A 16302-nucleotide genomic window follows, 5' to 3' on the forward strand; every position below is an offset into this window, starting at 1 on the left:
TAATAACCGTAGAATCAGGACCAAGCTAAAAGGCAAGTCACCAGTACAATACCGAGAACTTGCCAATCAGTTAGTAGCTTAATTTAGTTGTCCAAACTTGTGGGTTCACTTCAGGGGTATATTTGGCGTGGCTATTTAATGGCTGGAAAAAATACCAATAAGTTACTCAGCGGACAAGCCACCATTAGCTCAAAAAGTTATGCCTATTCGGCCAAGGAAATTTACTATTCCACGCTTCCGTACGCTGCAACCTATCATAAAAGTGCGGTAACCGGATATGATCCAACAAAAACCAAGCCAGAGACAAGCTACGGTGCAATCAGCCGTTCAGTTATCAGCAACTATCAACCTAGTATGACCAAAGCGCAAATTCAAACCGTGATTGCGTTTGAGCAGGCTAAAAAGTCTGTTCCTGATTTTCGTATTGTCGATGTGCCCTATCAGGCGAGTGACGGTACTGAAATGGTTCCGGTTGTACAAGTCTTTTCAGCGCCTTATCGTGATCTCGACGACTATGACCATGATGGTAAATGGACAACCGAAGCAACGGTGCGCAATGTCTTATTAGCACAAGAAAACGGTAGTGGGAAGATTTTTGAGTCTAATCCTGAGGCACAACAAGTTGAATTGGTTGGTCCGCAATATGCGTTTCCAGATGATGATGCCGCGATGTTGAGTTCTAACTACTATGGGATTGATAATACGACTAGAATAATTAAAAGAGTGGGCCAGTTTGTCATGCTTAGTTCACGATTAAAATCAGGCATCTTCTACGCCAAAGCCAGTGACTTAATTACACTGAATACGAATAAACCGACAGTTATCGATGGCATACCTTACGTAACTTCAATGCCATTGGCTCCCGCAAGTCCAAATCACTATGTGGATACCGCTTCTGGTAAGGCACTGAAAGCGGCTGGATATACAAAGGTTAGAACGCTGTTTGACGATTCAATGAATGAGTATCGATTGAAGAATGGCGTTTGGACAGATTCGCTTTTTGCCAGCTTTGAGACAAAAATATTTTCACCGGATTTTGATTATCGGCATGTTTATTTCAACGTTTCAGATACGGATGAAGGCAAAATTAAGTCCAATAAGGTGATTACCCTTAATGAAGGCAATAATGACTTTAAAAAACTACTAATGGCACCAACCGAGACGCTTTTAGGTAAATGATTGCGTGCAAAAAGACGGAAACCAGATTTGGCTTCCGTCTTTTACTATTTCTTAACGGTGAATGTTACTTAGCGGGCACACCACAGTAGCCATCACAGGCGCATTTATCATCACTAATCATTGGACAATGACAAATGCCGTCTGCACTGGCGCAGCGACAGCCTGGCTCACAAATCATGTCTGCATGGCAATAAGGGATTTCGTTGGTCATAATGACTCGCCTCCTAGTTTTAATTATACGCTAGGGAGGTGGGTCAAAAAAGTTTATTCTGGGAGTAGTGATATAAATCGGAATTGATTCGGCAGATGCGTTAAAATAAAAATGTGAGAACGATAAGATTTTTTAATGGGGTAGGGAGGATAGTGCTATGTACAGGGGTAATAACAAGCAATTCATGCTACAACGGCTTTTAATTTCTTCACTGGTTTTGATGGGAATCACTGTAGGGGGTGAGCTAACTGCACAGGCTGATACTAATTACAGCAATGTTTCGGGAACCGAGACAACTAGTGCAAACGCAGCTCAACCAGACGAAAAAACTAATACTGTTAAATTGACAGCAAATCAGGAACCAGCTTCAACAACTACTAATTTGCTGGTTCTTTCAAAGGATGCCAATGCAAGCGTTAATTCTGATAGTACAAAGGCCGTAGTAACCGTTGAAAAGCGTCAGACGAATTCAGTTGAAGAATCTGTAGATAGGCTTTCCGATAAGCAACTGTCTAAATCGGTTAAGTCCGCTGCCACTCAAGCTGACCACAGGGATGATTCGACAACCAAAGTAGCCCATACGAAATCCAATTCTTCGAGTGGACAGTGGATTTTGATGCCGGATGGTGGCAGTACCGAAAATGTAATTGGTCAAGATGGTAACTGGACTAGTATTGAATTTTTTGATAATAACGACAACGTTGCGACCTTTGAAGCGAAAAAAGGTCAATTCAAATTCGCATCATTCATTGATGGCAGTGACTTAGATCAAGAAATGGTAATGGTTGATTCGTATCGTGAAACAACCAAGCGAGCAGGAACGACGTCGTTTGGTGATGGTAGTACCCTCAGCTATGGGTATAAAAATCAGAAGTTTTTCATTGCTAGTCATTCAATCAAGAATGGTCGAGTACGCAATGTGACTATTCAGTATGATAAATCTGGAAATATTTCGGCTTATGATGGGGAAATTTATAAACGCGGTGGTCGATATTTTCGTGTTAAAGTTAATGCCGATAATTTTGGTGAGTTCAGAATTCAATCAGAAACTGTTGGCTACGGTGATCAAAGAGTATCTTTATCACCGGGTGCTAATCAAAAAGGTGCCGTAATTACGACCAAAAATGGTGTTTATTATTTAGCTAAAGGTGGTAAGCAAGAGCTAACAGTTGAGAATACACATTTTGTTTTTTCTGATGATGGAAATGCTATCAGAATACGGGTGAGTGAAGCCGATAAGACGTTCCATTTTAGGATTAACAATGATTTGATTATGCCCAAGAAGAAACAGTCAATGAAGTTATTGAGCAAAAGACGACGAAAAGCCCAGGAATCAGACTTAATAGAAGCTCTGGCGAATCGATGAATGAAACTAGTTCCGCAACACAAAAACCGAAATTACCGCAGTTAGCTGAACGTAAAAATGCAGCCACCATATTTGGATTTATTTTAGCGACAATGATTGCTTTCGTATTTGGACACAAAAAAAGAAAACATAAGCAAAATGAATTTTAAGAAATAGAGTTGCTGTATGCGGGTCTAGAAGTATTTATCGTTAGTTATTTGTTTGGTAAACGAGGCATCAATTTTTTCAAACACTTACGTAAAAGTAAATAGGATAAGCGCAAAAGCTAAATTTAACCAAAAAAGAAGACTTTCAGCAATCACTGCCGAAAGTCTTCTTTAACTTTTTTATAACGCATATGGAATGGGCAGTCAGGGGATCGAACCCTGGACCCACGGATTAAGAGTCCGTTGCTCTGCCAGCTGAGCTAACTGCCCATATGAGTTTTGCTAAGTAACTTGCGTCGCCTTAACAACGAAAACTATATTATCATGTATATCAGAGCAGTGCAACACCTTTTTTTAAAAATTCATTTATAATCCGCTTACATCTTTACTATAATTTAACCACATAACCCTGGATTTATGCGTCAAACCTCACTCTGTGCTATAATAGCTGTAATTCTAATTGACTAAAAAAATTAGAATAAAAATTAAGCTTGGACGTCAAAATTGACCCGTTCAAGCATGTTTATTCATTTTAGCTCATGCCCTTAGCAAAATGAATTAACCGAAATGGGCAATGATTCACTTAAAAAATAAAACTTAACCGAAAAAAAGCGTAGATCCTTTAAGGAGGACAAATTTCATGAAAAAGATTTTAGTCGTCGATGACGAAAAACCAATCACTGATATCGAGAAATTCAATTTAACTAAAGAGGGCTACGAAGTTTATGTAGCTTATGATGGCGAAGAAGCCTTACAACAAGTCGAAGATGTTAACCCAGATTTGATTATTTTAGATTTAATGTTGCCAAAGATTGATGGTCTTGAAGTGGCCCGCGAAGTTCGAAAGAACCATGATATGCCAATCATCATGGTAACTGCCAAGGATTCAGAATTAGATAAGGTGCTTGGCCTTGAATTAGGTGCCGATGATTACGTGACGAAGCCATTCTCCAATCGCGAGTTAATTGCGCGAGTGAAGGCAAACTTACGCCGTCAAAGCACGGCCGCTAGCTCACAATCAGAAGAAACCGAATCTCAAGATATTGAAGTTGGCGATTTAACGATTCATCCAGATGCATATTCAGTCACTAAACGAGGCGAGAACATTGAGTTAACGCATCGTGAATTTGAGTTACTTCACTATCTTGCCCTTCATTTAGGTCAGGTGATGACCCGAGAACACTTGCTGCAAACGGTCTGGGGCTACGATTACTTTGGGGACGTTCGGACGGTTGACGTAACGGTTCGTCGTTTACGAGAAAAAATTGAAGATAATGCAAGTCACCCAACATGGCTAGTGACACGCCGTGGTGTGGGCTATTGCTTGCGGAATCCTGAAAACGAACAAGCATAGTCGCACGGAGGAGTCAGAGTAGCGTGAACACTAAATTGCGTTGGTACCAGTCCATTCATTACAAAATAGCGCTCGTTTTTGCGCTAATGCTCATCGTGACCTTGGAAATCGTTGGGGCAATCTTCGTTCAACAACTTGAACGACAAAATATTAATACCTTTAAATCACAAATTACGCTACCGCCATACGTAAACACTTCGTTGGCGGAGCAATTAGTGCGCAGTGATTCAGAAGCTGCTAACCGCCGCATTAGAGTGATTTTGCAGGACGTTAATGCACCAAATAACGCCCAGATTCAGGTCATTGACAGTAAAGGGACCATTCGTGGGACCAACGAGATTAATGCACAAGCGGTTGTAGGTCAAAAAACCACTGATAGCAGCATTAAGAGTGTGATTTATAACACGCGAAGTGCGGGAATCGACCGAACAACAGTAGATAGTGACGATAACCACTACTACATGACGGTCAAACCGATTATTAGAAGTCAAGACGCCGGCAGCAATAACAACACGCCTGTCGGGGTTATTTACATGCGCGCTAGTTTAGATGGTGTCTACAGTAATATTAATACCATCACGCTGATTTACGTCTTTGCGGCCCTAATTGCCATCGCCTTAGGGCTGGTTTTGGCAATCGTTATTTCTAGGGCGATTACTCGACCGATTGACGAAATGAAGAAACAGACGCTGCGAATTGCTCGCGGGGACTATTCTGGACAGGTTCACGTTTACGGAAACGACGAACTTGGACAGCTGGCAACGGCCGTCAATAACCTATCCGTTAGGGTTGAAGAGGCGCAAGAATCCACGGAGTCTGAACGTCGGCGCCTTGATTCAGTTATGTCGCATATGACAGATGGCGTTCTTGCCACCGATCGGCGTGGGAATGTCATTATCATTAACGAAATGGCCAACGACTTCTTGAACTTAGAAGACGACGACGCCGTTGGGAAATCAGTTTTGGATATCCTAGACATTCGAAAAGAATATTCGCTACGTGACTTGCTGGAAGACCCAGATGAAATTATTCTGGACTTCTCGACTGAGGGCAATGACCTCATTTTGCAGGCTTATTTCTCACTGATTCAACGGGAATCCGGCTTTATCAGCGGACTTGTCTGTGTGCTGCATGACGTTACGGAACAACAAAAAATTGATCAAGACCGGAAACAATTTGTTTCCAACGTGTCTCATGAGTTGAGAACCCCACTGACTAGTGTTCGTTCATACGTTGAAGCCTTATCAGACGGTGCTTGGCAAGATCCCGAAGTTGCCCCTAAGTTCCTGAAGGTGACGCAAGAAGAGACTGACCGGATGATTCGGATGATTAACGACTTACTAACGTTGTCACGAATGGATTCCGGAACTCAAAAAATGAATCTTGAACTCGTCAATTTGAACGAGTTATTTAACTATGTCTTGGATCGTTTCGATATGATCTTGACCAGCAACGATAAGAAGAGCGACGAGGACAAGCCGCAAAAATCCTACTCCATCAAACGTAACTTCACGAAGCGGGATATTTGGGTGGAAATCGATACCGACCGCTTTACCCAAGTGCTTGATAACATCATGAATAATGCAATTAAGTACTCACCAGATGGTGGTGTCATCACTTGTCGTTTGGTAGAAACCCACAACAACGTGATTATTAGCATCAGTGACCAAGGCTTGGGGATTCCAAGGGCTGATCAAGCACATATTTTTGACCGTTTTTATCGAGTGGATAAGGCCCGTTCCCGCGCTCAAGGTGGGACTGGATTAGGGCTCGCCATTTCTCGTGAAGTGGTACAAATGCTTGGTGGCCGAATTTGGGTCGATAGCCACGAAGGTCGCGGTTCAACCTTCTACATCACGTTGCCATATCAACCATACGAGGAGGATGATCTTTGGGATGAAAATAACGACTAAAGCGCTATTACCAATTGCCCTCCTTTTTGCAGTCATCATTAGTATGGTGCTGTCGTGGTTTATTTGGACGAATAAACCGGCACGATATGAGCGCAATAAGCAGGATACAGTGACTAGCACTGGCACTCAGCGAGATTTGAGCACCAAATCCATTCGCGATATTTATTTACCAGTTCAGGTGATTCGCACAGATGGCCAAGGCAATCAAAAACTAGTGAATAATCGTAAAGTTAATTTAGTGACTGAAATTCGCGATGAAATGTCTAAGTGGCAGGCATCGAGCGTTCGTGAGATTAGTTCGAAGTCAAAATCCGAATACTTGAGACAATTGCAAACAGCGAATACGGTTTTGTTGAACTATGACAGTAATATCACCGTGAAAATTTTCAATAAGGTGTTCAATAATCAGCTGAAGAGGATTCATAACCTTCAATTCAACCGAATTCAATTTAAATCAAACGATGCCAAGCACGTGTATTTGCTTAACGACACGAATTTCCGAATTTATCGGGTCAACGTTAAAGGTCAAAAACTGAAAGAACTCAAAAAGGTTTTGAGTAAGAACCTGGTGAGCGACCCAGTTGAGTTTCGAATGTTGAAGAGTAAACCAACTGTGTTTATTACAAAAGCGATGACGATGCCGCGTTATAGCTACATGATCAACAAGCAGGATGAAAATAACTTTGTGAACCGATTGATGTCAAACGACAGTAACAGTACGGATATTTCGATTAAAAAACGGAAAAACGTGACGACTTACGATGATGGTGCTTATCACCGGATGGAAGTTAACAAGAAGACCGGGTTTGTGACGTACGGTGACTATAGCTCAATGACACCAATCAAGAGCTATACCAAGCGCCTGACTCAGTCGTATAACGATTTGAAAAAAATTGGGATTCCGATGGATAACACCCGTTTTTACTACTACAACAAGGATACGAGTAGCGTTGCCTACCGTGGCTTCGTTGAAGGATTTCCAATCTTCAACCAGGCAGAGTATGGCACGGCTAGAATTCAGTTAGTCGGTGATAGCATTCGCCAGTACAATTTCTCGATTTACAGTCTCCAAGTACCAGTGCCATCTCGAGAAAAGGCGAAGGACATTCCAACGACGCAATCAATGCTGGACCAACTAAAGGCAGCGGGGATTGATACAAACGAAATTAGTGCCGTCCAATTAGGCTATCAGTGGAAACAAAATAAGGTCTCCGAGGAAGTCATTGATTTAACGCCAACCTGGTACATTCGTTACCAAGGAAGCTGGCAAACCTACGAATCACTATTAAACAGTTAAGCTAACTGCTCTGGAAGGGAGGGAATTGTGTGGATTTTCGACGAATTGAATGGATCTTTCTACTAATTTTTGTTGCGATTGATATTTTCCTGTTTGTGACATTTAGACAAAGTGGCACGATCCAAATGAATAATGGTGGCAGTCAAGCTGGCGACTCGAATTCGACCATCATCAAGGAAATGCGTAGTGACCAAATCCGGTTCAATACACCTTCGGCTAAATCGTCTGACGGTTACTACATTTCGAGTAGTAATAATAATGATTTGGAAGCCAAGGCAAGTGGGCTGGTTAACCAGACAACGGAGTATAAGGACGATATTTTAACGAGTACGTTTAAAACGCCAGTTGAGTTAGCGGGTTCGTCAGCTAAGGCGGCAACGGCCGTTTTGATGAAGGATCCGACGCAGGTTTCTCATGGTAAGGATTATGTCTACAGCAAAAATCTGTCGAATTCGAACCAAGTGGTTTACGTGCAACGCGTGACGAACGGCTCTATTTATTCGACGATGGGGGAAGTCCGGTTTACCATTCAAAATGGTGAAATTACGAGCTATACACAAGGTTATTTAAGTGATGTAGCACCATTGCGCGAAAAAACCGACACAATTTCCGAAGAACGCGCACTTATTTGGCTTTATCAATATAATGAAATTCCTAACGGTGCAAGGATTCAATGGACAAAATTAGCTTACACGAAGCTACTATCCATTAAGGAAAGTAGTGTCTATGTGCCAACCTGGAACGTTGCGTTGAAGACTAACACGACGACGGGAACGTACGTTAGACAGGTAAACGCGTTTACTGGGGCTATTTTAAAGAGTAGTTCGACCGCTAAGGCAAGTACCACGGGTGAGTAAACTAGTGGTATAATCGACGGTACTAAAAACAGTGGCAGCGGGTGACCTCAATTAAGGGCATACCGCATTACATATTAAGGGAGCACAAGTAACCATGAATGATGGATTGAAAGTCAGCATCCTTGCGAGCGGTAGTACAGGGAATGTGACCTACATTGAGACCGGCCAACACAAGGTTCTCGTGGATGCGGGGTTGAGTGGTAAGAAGATTGAAGCGTTAATGGCATCAATCGGCAAAAGCATGAGTGATGTGGACGCCTTGTTTGTGACGCATGAACATAGTGATCACCGCAAAGCAGTCGGCATTCTTGCACGCCGTTACCCGCAGCTGAATGTCTACGCCAACAAGGGAACTTGGGACGCTATGGGCACTAAGATTGGTGAAGTTGCAACCGAACAAAAGAATCTGTTTGCACCAGACACCACGCTCTCCTTGGGGGATCTAGATGTTGAAAGTTTCAGCGTGTCACATGATGCAGCTGAGCCTCAATTCTACTCCTTTCACCACGCCGGTAAGAGCTTCGTAATTCTGACGGATACCGGCTACGTGTCTGAACACGTAGAAGGCACCATTAAGGATGCGGACGCCTACCTGATGGAATGTAACCACGATTTGGAAATGTTGCGCCAGGGAAGCTACTCATGGCCATTGAAGCAACGAATCCTAGGCGAACGGGGCCATTTATCAAATGAAGATGGCGCTGAAACCATGATGGATGTGCTGGGTAACCACACGAAACGCATTTTCCTAGGTCACTTGAGTCAGGAAAACAACATCAAGAGCTTGGCACATTTAACGGTGACATCCATGATGACCAACCACGATTACGGTGTCGGTCATGACTTCCAGTTGTTAGATACGGACCCAGATAAAGCGTCAGATTTGTACGCAATTTAAAATTTTAATAAAATAATGAGAATTTAGCGTTTTTTAAGCGTCTTTTTCAAACATTCTTCACAAGTTAACGGTATGATAGTATTGTAAATGTTGAGAGGGGCGCTTTTTTGCTGTCACTCCAAAAGGGAGGTTAGGCGCAAAGCCGATTAAAATGGATAATAACAATAATAATGATTTTCAAAATCAAATAAATAACCAGCCTCAAGATAAACGATCACATGGGACTAGCATGACAAAGGTCGCAGTGACCGCACTTGTTGCAGGGTTGCTCGGCGGTGGAATCGCTTTTGGTGGTGCCACTTACGTCAGCAATAACGTTTCAAATTCAACGGCAGTACCGAGTGGTTCTAATAGTGGCGGTACCGCCTCAACTAGTAATGTCAAAGTTAGCGTTAGCTCGCAGTCTGAAAAAGCCTTTAAGGCTGTGAAGGGCGCGGTCGTTTCCGTGGTGAACCTACAAAAGGAAAGTTCATTTAGCGCAGATAGCTTGTTTGGCAATTCATCCTCTTCATCATCAGATAGTAGTAGCGACTTAGAAGCTAGTTCTGAGGGTTCTGGGGTCGTTTACAAGATCTCTGGTAACTCAGCCTACATCGTTACTAATAATCACGTGGTGGCCGGCTCAAACGCATTAGAGGTCATTACCAGCTCTGGAAAGAAGAAGGAAGCCAAGATTGTTGGTAAGGATACAGTGACCGACTTGGCAGTTATCAAAGTGAACGCAACTGATATTGATAAAGTGGCCTCATTCGGAGACTCTTCCGCTATCAAGGTTGGGGAAACGGCACTGGCCATTGGTTCACCATTGGGTTCAGAGTACGCGACATCGTTAACGCAAGGGATTATCTCCGCTAAGAAACGGACGGTACAAACCACCAGTGGTGATGCTACGGTTATCCAAACTGATGCTGCCATTAACCCCGGTAACTCAGGTGGTCCGTTAATTAACTTAGGCGGTCAAGTCATTGGGATTAATTCAATGAAACTGGCTTCTGATAGTTCTGGTACTAGCGTTGAAGGAATGGGCTTTGCTATTCCAAGTAACGAAGTCGTGAAGATCATTAATGAATTGATCAAGAACGGTAAGATTACCCGTCCGGCTTTGGGTATCAAATACGTTGATTTAGCTCAAATCTCGAAGACCCAACAAAAGTCAATTCTTAAGTTACCAACGAGTGTTGAAGCCGGTGCAGTCGTGATGGCTACTCCAAGTAACAGCTCACCTGCCGCTAAGGCTGGCATTAAGAAGTACGATGTGATTACGGCAATCGACAGTAAGAGCATCACTGAATATCGGACGTTGCGTGACATCTTGTACAATTACAAGGTTGGCGACAAGGTTAAGGTGACGTACTATCACAATGGTGATAAGAAGACCGAAACAATTACTTTAAATAAGACCCTTTAATATGGGAGAATGCGTCACGCGGATTGCGTGGCGTATTTTTTGGGGGATCTTAAAACAATGAAAAAAATTGCAAAAATACGGCGTTTTATGGCAGTAAAATGGTGACAAAATTCATCGTGAGATTGGCGAAAATTTTCCACTTGCCAATCTCATTTTTTAATCTTTCCGAACGAGAGATGAGTTATCTGTGGATAAACCGGCATTCGGAAATTAAAGTTTGGGAAAAATCCGAATGCGGGGATGAGATTGTGGATTATTTTGCGGAAGTGGAGTTGTTAATAACCTGTGGATAACTCTGTGGAAAACTATTTTTTGCCGCATATTTAATAAATTATTTATTTATAAGATATAAATTTTGGTTTTTTGACTTATCCACAGGTAAATGTGGATAAGTTTGTTGATAACTGGGTAAAAGTTCGAAATCCTTTGTGAGAGTAAGCGTTTCACTGTAATATAAGAACGCTTGTTTTGTCAAACCTGTTGATAACTATTTGAAATTCACAAGAAGGGATGCCGTTTTGCTCTCATTTTGACGGGTACAAATGAAAAAAGTTATCCCCGAGGACTGTGGATAACTTTGTGGACAACCTGTTAATATTCTATTTTTCGGGTGGATAGCGTAAACTGTTAACATGTGTATAACTGGAATTAAGGAGTAAGCGAATGAATATCAAAATAATCGGTGTCGGTAAATTGAAAGAAAAATACTTCAAACAGGGAATTGAAGAGTATGCTAAACGGCTCTCGCGATTCTGTAAGTTTGAAATTGTTGAGGTACCTGACGAAAAGGCACCCGAATCTTTGAGCCAGGCCCAAATGGATGACGTGATGGCCAAAGAAGGCGAACGGATTTTGGGCAAAATAAAAGATCGCGAGTACGTGTACGCACTCGCAATCAAGGGGAAGGAACGCTCATCAGAGGAGTTTGCGAAGGAAATTGCACAGCTTACGACTTATGGGCATTCTGATATTACGTTTGTGATTGGTGGATCCCTGGGATTAGCGCCAGAAGTGTTGAAACGCGCAAACACGCAGATTTCGTTTGGTCGCTTCACATTGCCGCATCAGCTGATGAGATTAGTGCTGACGGAGCAGGTGTATCGGGCATTTATGATAAATGAGGGAAGTCCGTATCATAAGTGATGGGATTTTTTGAAGTGTTATACTATTTTCATATCGTTATTGCGAAGGGGATTATTAAATGCGTAAACAAGTAATGGCAGGTTTGCTCGGGTTAGCAGCTTTTGTTGCGGTTGGCGTTAGCACGACTAATGTTGCTCAGGCGGCTGCAACAGTTAAAATAAATGGCGCTACAGTGTATAAAAAATATTTAAATATAGATACGTACTATAAAACTAATAAAGCAACAAAGGCAAAAATTTTTTACGATAAAGTAAGTTCGGGTCAAAGTGGTTATTCAAAAACGGTGACTTTGCCTAAGGGAACGATCGTTGCAAGCGATTTGGGTAAGAATTCAAAGTTTTATTTTTATGAAAATCGTTTGAACTATGGCTTAGTTAATAAGTATGCCAAAAAAGGATACGTGGTAGGAGCCCATTCATATGGTGTTTCAGTTTCTCCTAGCTCGTTTAAGAAAATTTCGACACCGAGTTATTTACCAACCTGGAGTTATGGCAATTTATACTTAGGCGGTGCTTCAGCGGCAAAAAAATTCTATGAATACCCTTGCGAGTCAGAGTGTTAACATCACCACAAATGGTTACGTTGAGGTTCATAAACGTAACACTACTGGTCAACCGGAATATGTGTACAGTAACAACCCTGTTACTTCTGCAAAAATTAAGAAAACGACAGTTAAGGGCGCAACCCATTACCTTTATTTAGGATCAAAAATTAAAGGGTTAAAGACCACACGGGTTGGTAAGAAGGGTGCTTATCAATATCGCTTAGCTCTGAAAAATTTGCATAAACCTCAAACGATTTCGTCAAATAATGAGGATTCTGGGGCTTCTAGCCTCGCCAGTCTTTATTCTCTAGGCGGAGTAACGTATTACACGCCAATTGGAACGACGGGTAATACGTTTGGGAGCGATTCTCAAATATATTAAGAGTAAAAAAGGTTATAACCTAAAAAACACGAAGTTGTGACAGAAGTCGGGCAGTTGCTGAGTACTAACCTAGATTGGCGAATAATTTGGTTCTGGAATTGTTCGTTGATCGTAGTTAGACGGAGGAAACTGACTTCTGGAGCACGATTAAAATAAATAGTTCGGTTAAATGGAAAGAGGCTGTGCCAAAATTTACTTTTGGCACAGCCTCGTTTCGTATCCTTAACGGCTATTTTCCGTTTTCATACAAATCCATTAATCTATGTCTCAACGCGTCATCATAAGCGGTAAGGTACAAGCCGTACTTTCCGCGTTTCATCAACACATTCAGCACATTTGCGATGAACACTTTGTACTCATCCTGCGTAAATTTGATGTCTTTGCGCTTTTTGAAGATTTCCTTGTGGGAATACTTCTCAGGGATGATGGTCATGGTGTCGGTTTTCTCGTCGTAACCGAATGATGGGCCGATGATCATCCCCACATAGTTCAAATCGAATCCTTGGAGTGTGTAAATTGTCCCAACCTGGGTGATAGAGCCTTCGCGCTTAGCCCAATGTGTTCGTTGAGGATCCCATTCGTCCCAAGGCAGGCTGAAGGTATCCATTTCGACGTTGTGGCGGCCATCAATCCGTGGGAAACCAGAGGTGGCGACCACGCGGCTCATACCGACTTCCTTATTGCGCTTTTTGATGTTTTCAAATAATTCACCAGCGGTATCGAACATTTTGTATTCAAAATCACTGTTTTCAGGGAAGGGCTTCAATGGTTTTTGGGCAGTTAAATCGTCCATCCACTCAACCTGTTCATTACTGGCGACCATTCGGTATTGGAAGTTCATGTCGAACATCTTGTAGGGGTGTTTGTCAATGGTTTTGAACAGTAAGTCCTTGTCCCAGTACATCTTTGATTGGAAAACTTGCTCGAAATCGTAGACGACAACGACAACTTTAGCCAAGTTCATCAAATCAGTCAGCTGATTTTGACCACGGTAATGCGCGTATGGCTCTGACTTTGAATAGAGCAAGTGCGCTTCATCGACGAAAATGATGTCGTAATGCTTATTGTTCTTTTCAGCATCGTTGATTAATGCGGTAGGGCGACGAATCGATTTGGTATGCATGTTAGGAATCGATTCTGCGAGGTCCTGGTACGCTTTGTAAAGTTCTGGGTGATTGACCACTAGAGCAGTTTTAAAGCGCTTGTCAGTCATGTATTGGCGAACTAGCTCCATCAGGACGACGGACTTACCAGTTCCGGCTGCCCCCTGGATGATGGCAACAGAGTGTTCCTTGCGGTTCAATCCCTGTTTGATGTAATCGTTCATGTTCGTGATGACGGCCTTTTGATCGTCCGAAAGGTCATCAACGAAAAATTGTGCTTTTAAAATCTCGTTCATGTTGTAACTCCTAATTAATTAAAGATTTAGCCTAGTTGATGCTTGAGGTCTCGCAGAAGAAAGCTATTGCTATTATAGCAGGTAAATTAGAAATGCATGGATAACTAAAGGTTGAAAGTATCAAAATAGACCGTAACCATTGATGTCAAACGGTTATGGCACGATATATTACTAGTTTCCACTTCATTGAGCATTACCGAGTAGCCTGGCCAGGCTATTCGGTAATGCTTTTATAAATTCGTCAAAAATAATAGTTAATGTTTCAACCGCCATGTCGATTTTTTCACCTAGACCAGTAATTGTTTGTATCAGCCAATTCAACGCACTTACTAACTTAATATCAGGCAACGGTCGTCCATAATCGAAGAATAAGTCACCCAGCGTCCTGTCGTCCGTATTTTCACGTTGCGCCAATGCAGGGACGTCATAGCTTAACATGACCATTGCTAGGTGACCGCAAAGCCCATCATAGCTTTGGACTTGAGTCTGATCAAATTGCAGGTATTGTTTAGCGACTTTAAAATAACATTCGATCTGCCAACGCCGACCGTACATCTGAATGATTGCTTCTGGTCTTAGGTCAGTCATTGTGGTCGCCAACACAAGATATTGATCAGCCTGGCCACGTTTGGTTACGAAGACTAACTTCATTGGGATTTTTTCGCCATCAACTTCAAATGTGACGATTGGACTGTATAGATAGATATCCTTAATTGGCCATTTGTTAGTGTATAAAGTCTTAATATCCATTTCTCGGTCACGATAACGAAAATAGACTTTTTTAGTTTTTTTCAACATACCAATCCCATGACAATGACGTTTTAGCAATGCCGCAAACATACGCGGTGATGCATACCAGCTATCGAATAAGACGTACTTGGCCTTGATGCCGGATTTGATTGCATCATCTACTAATTCTAAAGCGACATCGGTCATTTTACGGGTTGCCTGTGTACGTCGTTTCGCGGCCAGTGATCGTTGATCACTGGACTTAAGGTGCCCAAACCGATTTTTGGCGTGGCTTGATGACATCAAGGCAAAGTTCAGCGGTAAAAAAGTATTGCCGTCACTCCAGCCTAAAGTTAGTGTCCTAAAGCCTTTAAAATACTGCTGTTTGTCGTGGTCAAAAACACGAGCTAATAATTCAGTTTTGCGTGAAAATTCACGTTTAAACAATGAATCATCAATGATCAAGGCTTGTCGCCGTCTTGGATCGGTAAAATGTTGCACGTATTGGATCAAATGGATCGCTAATAGCTGAACCAGCCGTTGCCAATTAATATGTGGATCATTTAGACAATTGCGAACAGTTCGTTTTGAAAAATCATTAGCCTTTTCTGCTCTGAAAATGGAGTAACGATTAAAGATGGTGGTCAATAACCACTCAAATAAGCGTTCAGTTTTAATACCGCGCGATTTATGGATATTGACACGACGCAAAATAGCGGAGAGCTGGACCAATTTTGAAAAATGAGCAAAAGAATGATGAATATCAGTGTCATTGTATTGTATAGTAGACATAGGCATGAAACTCCTCTGTATGGTTTTTGTTTAGACGCTTTAAGTATACAGATATGAATGGTTTCATGTCTATTTTTGTAGCAAAAAAGTCCTAACAGATCAGGGCTTAAGTGGAAATATTAACTTTCAACCTTTAGATATGATCCTAAAATATTAATAATCGTTACTAATAAAGCTGCTATAACAATATTTGTGATCAGTTTCCTTTGTCTCAGTAATAAGGGCACAAAACTCAGTAGTCCAGTACTCTTTTCATCCTTTGGGCGAAAATTAGGAGCCGGTGCAATGAATAACACCACTCCTGACCACTCTTTTGCAAAATCCTCCTTTTTAACCTTTTTTATTTTGACAGTTGGATCGGGATCGGCAACAACCAAATAATCTTTTTTATTTTTGGCAGATTGCAAGAAATAACTTGAACAAATTTAGTAACGCAGATTACGCAACAAGATCTCAATCGGTGTTCGCCAATTTAAACATTTGAGTGGTCGGCAATTCAAATACCAGTTAATTTGAATCAATTCATCATCGGTAATCTCATCAATCGGTTGACCTTTGGGAATGAAGCGGCGTAGTACTCGGTTGCGATTTTCATTACTGCCTCGTTCATGTGGCGAATAAGCGTGCGCAAAGTACAGCGGAACACCGGTCTGTTCTTCAATCAAATTGTAGTTGGCGAATTCT

At 41.9% G+C, this 16302-nt stretch carries 15 protein-coding genes, 1 tRNA gene and 1 pseudogene; 12 read left to right on the forward strand and 5 right to left on the reverse strand.

Translation table 11 applies throughout. From position 1 onward, the window contains the following. The first annotated feature begins 87 nt into the window (after positions 1 to 87). The 3 genes from LOSG293_RS08215 (at position 88) to LOSG293_RS09995 (ending at position 2905) form a co-directional block, all read left to right on the forward strand. Complete coding sequence (locus LOSG293_RS08215; protein ID WP_152551125.1) at positions 88 to 1179, forward strand: hypothetical protein; 1092 nt, start codon at positions 88 to 90, stop codon at positions 1177 to 1179. Between the two features lie 368 nt (positions 1180 to 1547). Continuing rightward, positions 1548 to 2756 carry a hypothetical protein gene (locus tag LOSG293_RS08220; protein WP_034529208.1) on the forward strand — a complete coding sequence of 403 codons (1209 nt, stop codon included), beginning with the start codon at positions 1548 to 1550 and terminating at the stop codon, positions 2754 to 2756. After that, positions 2753 to 2905 (forward strand): hypothetical protein, encoded by a 153-nt coding sequence (locus tag LOSG293_RS09995; protein WP_160171718.1) that lies wholly within the window; start codon positions 2753 to 2755, stop codon positions 2903 to 2905. The genes LOSG293_RS08220 and LOSG293_RS09995 overlap by 4 nt, the downstream gene beginning before the upstream one ends. Positions 2906 to 3099: 194 nt before the next feature. Here the strand turns inward: LOSG293_RS09995 and LOSG293_RS08225 are convergent. Beyond that, positions 3100 to 3172: transfer RNA gene (locus tag LOSG293_RS08225), tRNA-Lys, on the reverse strand. A 370-nt stretch (positions 3173 to 3542) separates the two neighbouring features. Between LOSG293_RS08225 and yycF the strand changes: the two genes are divergently transcribed. The 9 genes from yycF to LOSG293_RS08270 all read left to right on the forward strand — a co-directional run bounded on the left by yycF (position 3543) and on the right by LOSG293_RS08270 (position 12698). After that, the gene (yycF, locus tag LOSG293_RS08230) at positions 3543 to 4256 is read left to right on the forward strand and encodes a response regulator YycF (protein WP_034529212.1); all 714 of its coding nucleotides are present in this window, start codon (positions 3543 to 3545) and stop codon (positions 4254 to 4256) included. Between the two features lie 23 nt (positions 4257 to 4279). Next, positions 4280 to 6169 carry a cell wall metabolism sensor histidine kinase WalK gene (gene walK / locus LOSG293_RS08235; protein ID WP_034529214.1) on the forward strand — a complete coding sequence of 630 codons (1890 nt, stop codon included), beginning with the start codon at positions 4280 to 4282 and terminating at the stop codon, positions 6167 to 6169. Further along, positions 6153 to 7466 (forward strand): YycH family regulatory protein, encoded by a 1314-nt coding sequence (locus tag LOSG293_RS08240; protein ID WP_160171719.1) that lies wholly within the window; start codon positions 6153 to 6155, stop codon positions 7464 to 7466. Before walK ends, LOSG293_RS08240 begins: the two co-directional genes overlap by 17 nt. A gap of 29 nt (positions 7467 to 7495) precedes the next feature. After that, positions 7496 to 8323 (forward strand): two-component system regulatory protein YycI, encoded by an 828-nt coding sequence (locus LOSG293_RS08245; protein ID WP_034529216.1) that lies wholly within the window; start codon positions 7496 to 7498, stop codon positions 8321 to 8323. Between the two features lie 94 nt (positions 8324 to 8417). Continuing rightward, the gene (locus LOSG293_RS08250) at positions 8418 to 9221 is read left to right on the forward strand and encodes an MBL fold metallo-hydrolase (RefSeq protein ID WP_034529219.1); all 804 of its coding nucleotides are present in this window, start codon (positions 8418 to 8420) and stop codon (positions 9219 to 9221) included. A gap of 151 nt (positions 9222 to 9372) precedes the next feature. Continuing rightward, the gene (locus LOSG293_RS08255) at positions 9373 to 10629 is read left to right on the forward strand and encodes a S1C family serine protease (protein ID WP_081919936.1); all 1257 of its coding nucleotides are present in this window, start codon (positions 9373 to 9375) and stop codon (positions 10627 to 10629) included. Positions 10630 to 11292: 663 nt separating this feature from the next. Then, a complete protein-coding gene (gene rlmH / locus LOSG293_RS08260; protein ID WP_034529222.1) occupies positions 11293 to 11772 on the forward strand; it encodes a 23S rRNA (pseudouridine(1915)-N(3))-methyltransferase RlmH in 480 nt (159 codons plus the stop codon). Between the two features lie 58 nt (positions 11773 to 11830). Beyond that, positions 11831 to 12334: a hypothetical protein gene (locus LOSG293_RS08265; RefSeq protein WP_034529225.1), complete on the forward strand. Its 504-nt coding sequence runs from the start codon at positions 11831 to 11833 to the stop codon at positions 12332 to 12334. Next, complete coding sequence (locus LOSG293_RS08270) at positions 12306 to 12698, forward strand: hypothetical protein (protein ID WP_034529227.1); 393 nt, start codon at positions 12306 to 12308, stop codon at positions 12696 to 12698. The genes LOSG293_RS08265 and LOSG293_RS08270 overlap by 29 nt, the downstream gene beginning before the upstream one ends. A 229-nt stretch (positions 12699 to 12927) precedes the next feature. Here LOSG293_RS08270 and LOSG293_RS08275 read toward each other — a convergent pair whose 3' ends face one another. The 4 genes and pseudogenes from LOSG293_RS08275 to LOSG293_RS08290 form a co-directional block, all read right to left on the reverse strand. After that, positions 12928 to 14097 (reverse strand): DUF2075 domain-containing protein, encoded by a 1170-nt coding sequence (locus LOSG293_RS08275; protein ID WP_034529230.1) that lies wholly within the window; start codon positions 14095 to 14097, stop codon positions 12928 to 12930. Positions 14098 to 14280: 183 nt separating this feature from the next. After that, complete coding sequence (locus LOSG293_RS08280) at positions 14281 to 15618, reverse strand: IS4 family transposase (protein ID WP_034529233.1); 1338 nt, start codon at positions 15616 to 15618, stop codon at positions 14281 to 14283. Positions 15619 to 15737: 119 nt separating this feature from the next. Beyond that, on the reverse strand, positions 15738 to 16025 hold the full coding sequence (locus LOSG293_RS08285; protein WP_034529236.1) for a cysteine peptidase family C39 domain-containing protein: 288 nt from the start codon (positions 16023 to 16025) through the stop codon (positions 15738 to 15740). Between the two features lie 18 nt (positions 16026 to 16043). Next, positions 16044 to 16302: pseudogene (locus LOSG293_RS08290) on the reverse strand (IS30 family transposase); the annotation flags it as partial.

Origin of the sequence: Secundilactobacillus oryzae JCM 18671 (assembly GCF_000740055.1) — a bacterium.
In the GTDB taxonomy this organism is placed as follows: Bacteria; Bacillota; Bacilli; order Lactobacillales; family Lactobacillaceae; genus Secundilactobacillus; species Secundilactobacillus oryzae.

What these genes read in the sequence shown, in the direction of transcription:
- LOSG293_RS08250 (WP_034529219.1), top strand. Translation starts at nt 8,418, where the DNA reads ATGAATGATGGATTGAAAGTCAGCATCCTTGCGAGCGGTAGTACAGGG.
- LOSG293_RS08240 (WP_160171719.1), top strand. Translation starts at nt 6,153, where the DNA reads ATGAAAATAACGACTAAAGCGCTATTACCAATTGCCCTCCTTTTTGCA.
- LOSG293_RS08270 (WP_034529227.1), top strand. Translation starts at nt 12,306, where the DNA reads ATGAATACCCTTGCGAGTCAGAGTGTTAACATCACCACAAATGGTTAC.
- LOSG293_RS08265 (WP_034529225.1), top strand. Translation starts at nt 11,831, where the DNA reads ATGCGTAAACAAGTAATGGCAGGTTTGCTCGGGTTAGCAGCTTTTGTT.
- yycF (WP_034529212.1), top strand. Translation starts at nt 3,543, where the DNA reads ATGAAAAAGATTTTAGTCGTCGATGACGAAAAACCAATCACTGATATC.
- LOSG293_RS08280 (WP_034529233.1), bottom strand. Translation starts at nt 15,618, where the DNA reads ATGTCTACTATACAATACAATGACACTGATATTCATCATTCTTTTGCT.
- LOSG293_RS09995 (WP_160171718.1), top strand. Translation starts at nt 2,753, where the DNA reads ATGAATGAAACTAGTTCCGCAACACAAAAACCGAAATTACCGCAGTTA.
- LOSG293_RS08255 (WP_081919936.1), top strand. Translation starts at nt 9,373, where the DNA reads ATGGATAATAACAATAATAATGATTTTCAAAATCAAATAAATAACCAG.
- rlmH (WP_034529222.1), top strand. Translation starts at nt 11,293, where the DNA reads ATGAATATCAAAATAATCGGTGTCGGTAAATTGAAAGAAAAATACTTC.
- LOSG293_RS08275 (WP_034529230.1), bottom strand. Translation starts at nt 14,097, where the DNA reads ATGAACGAGATTTTAAAAGCACAATTTTTCGTTGATGACCTTTCGGAC.
- LOSG293_RS08220 (WP_034529208.1), top strand. Translation starts at nt 1,548, where the DNA reads ATGTACAGGGGTAATAACAAGCAATTCATGCTACAACGGCTTTTAATT.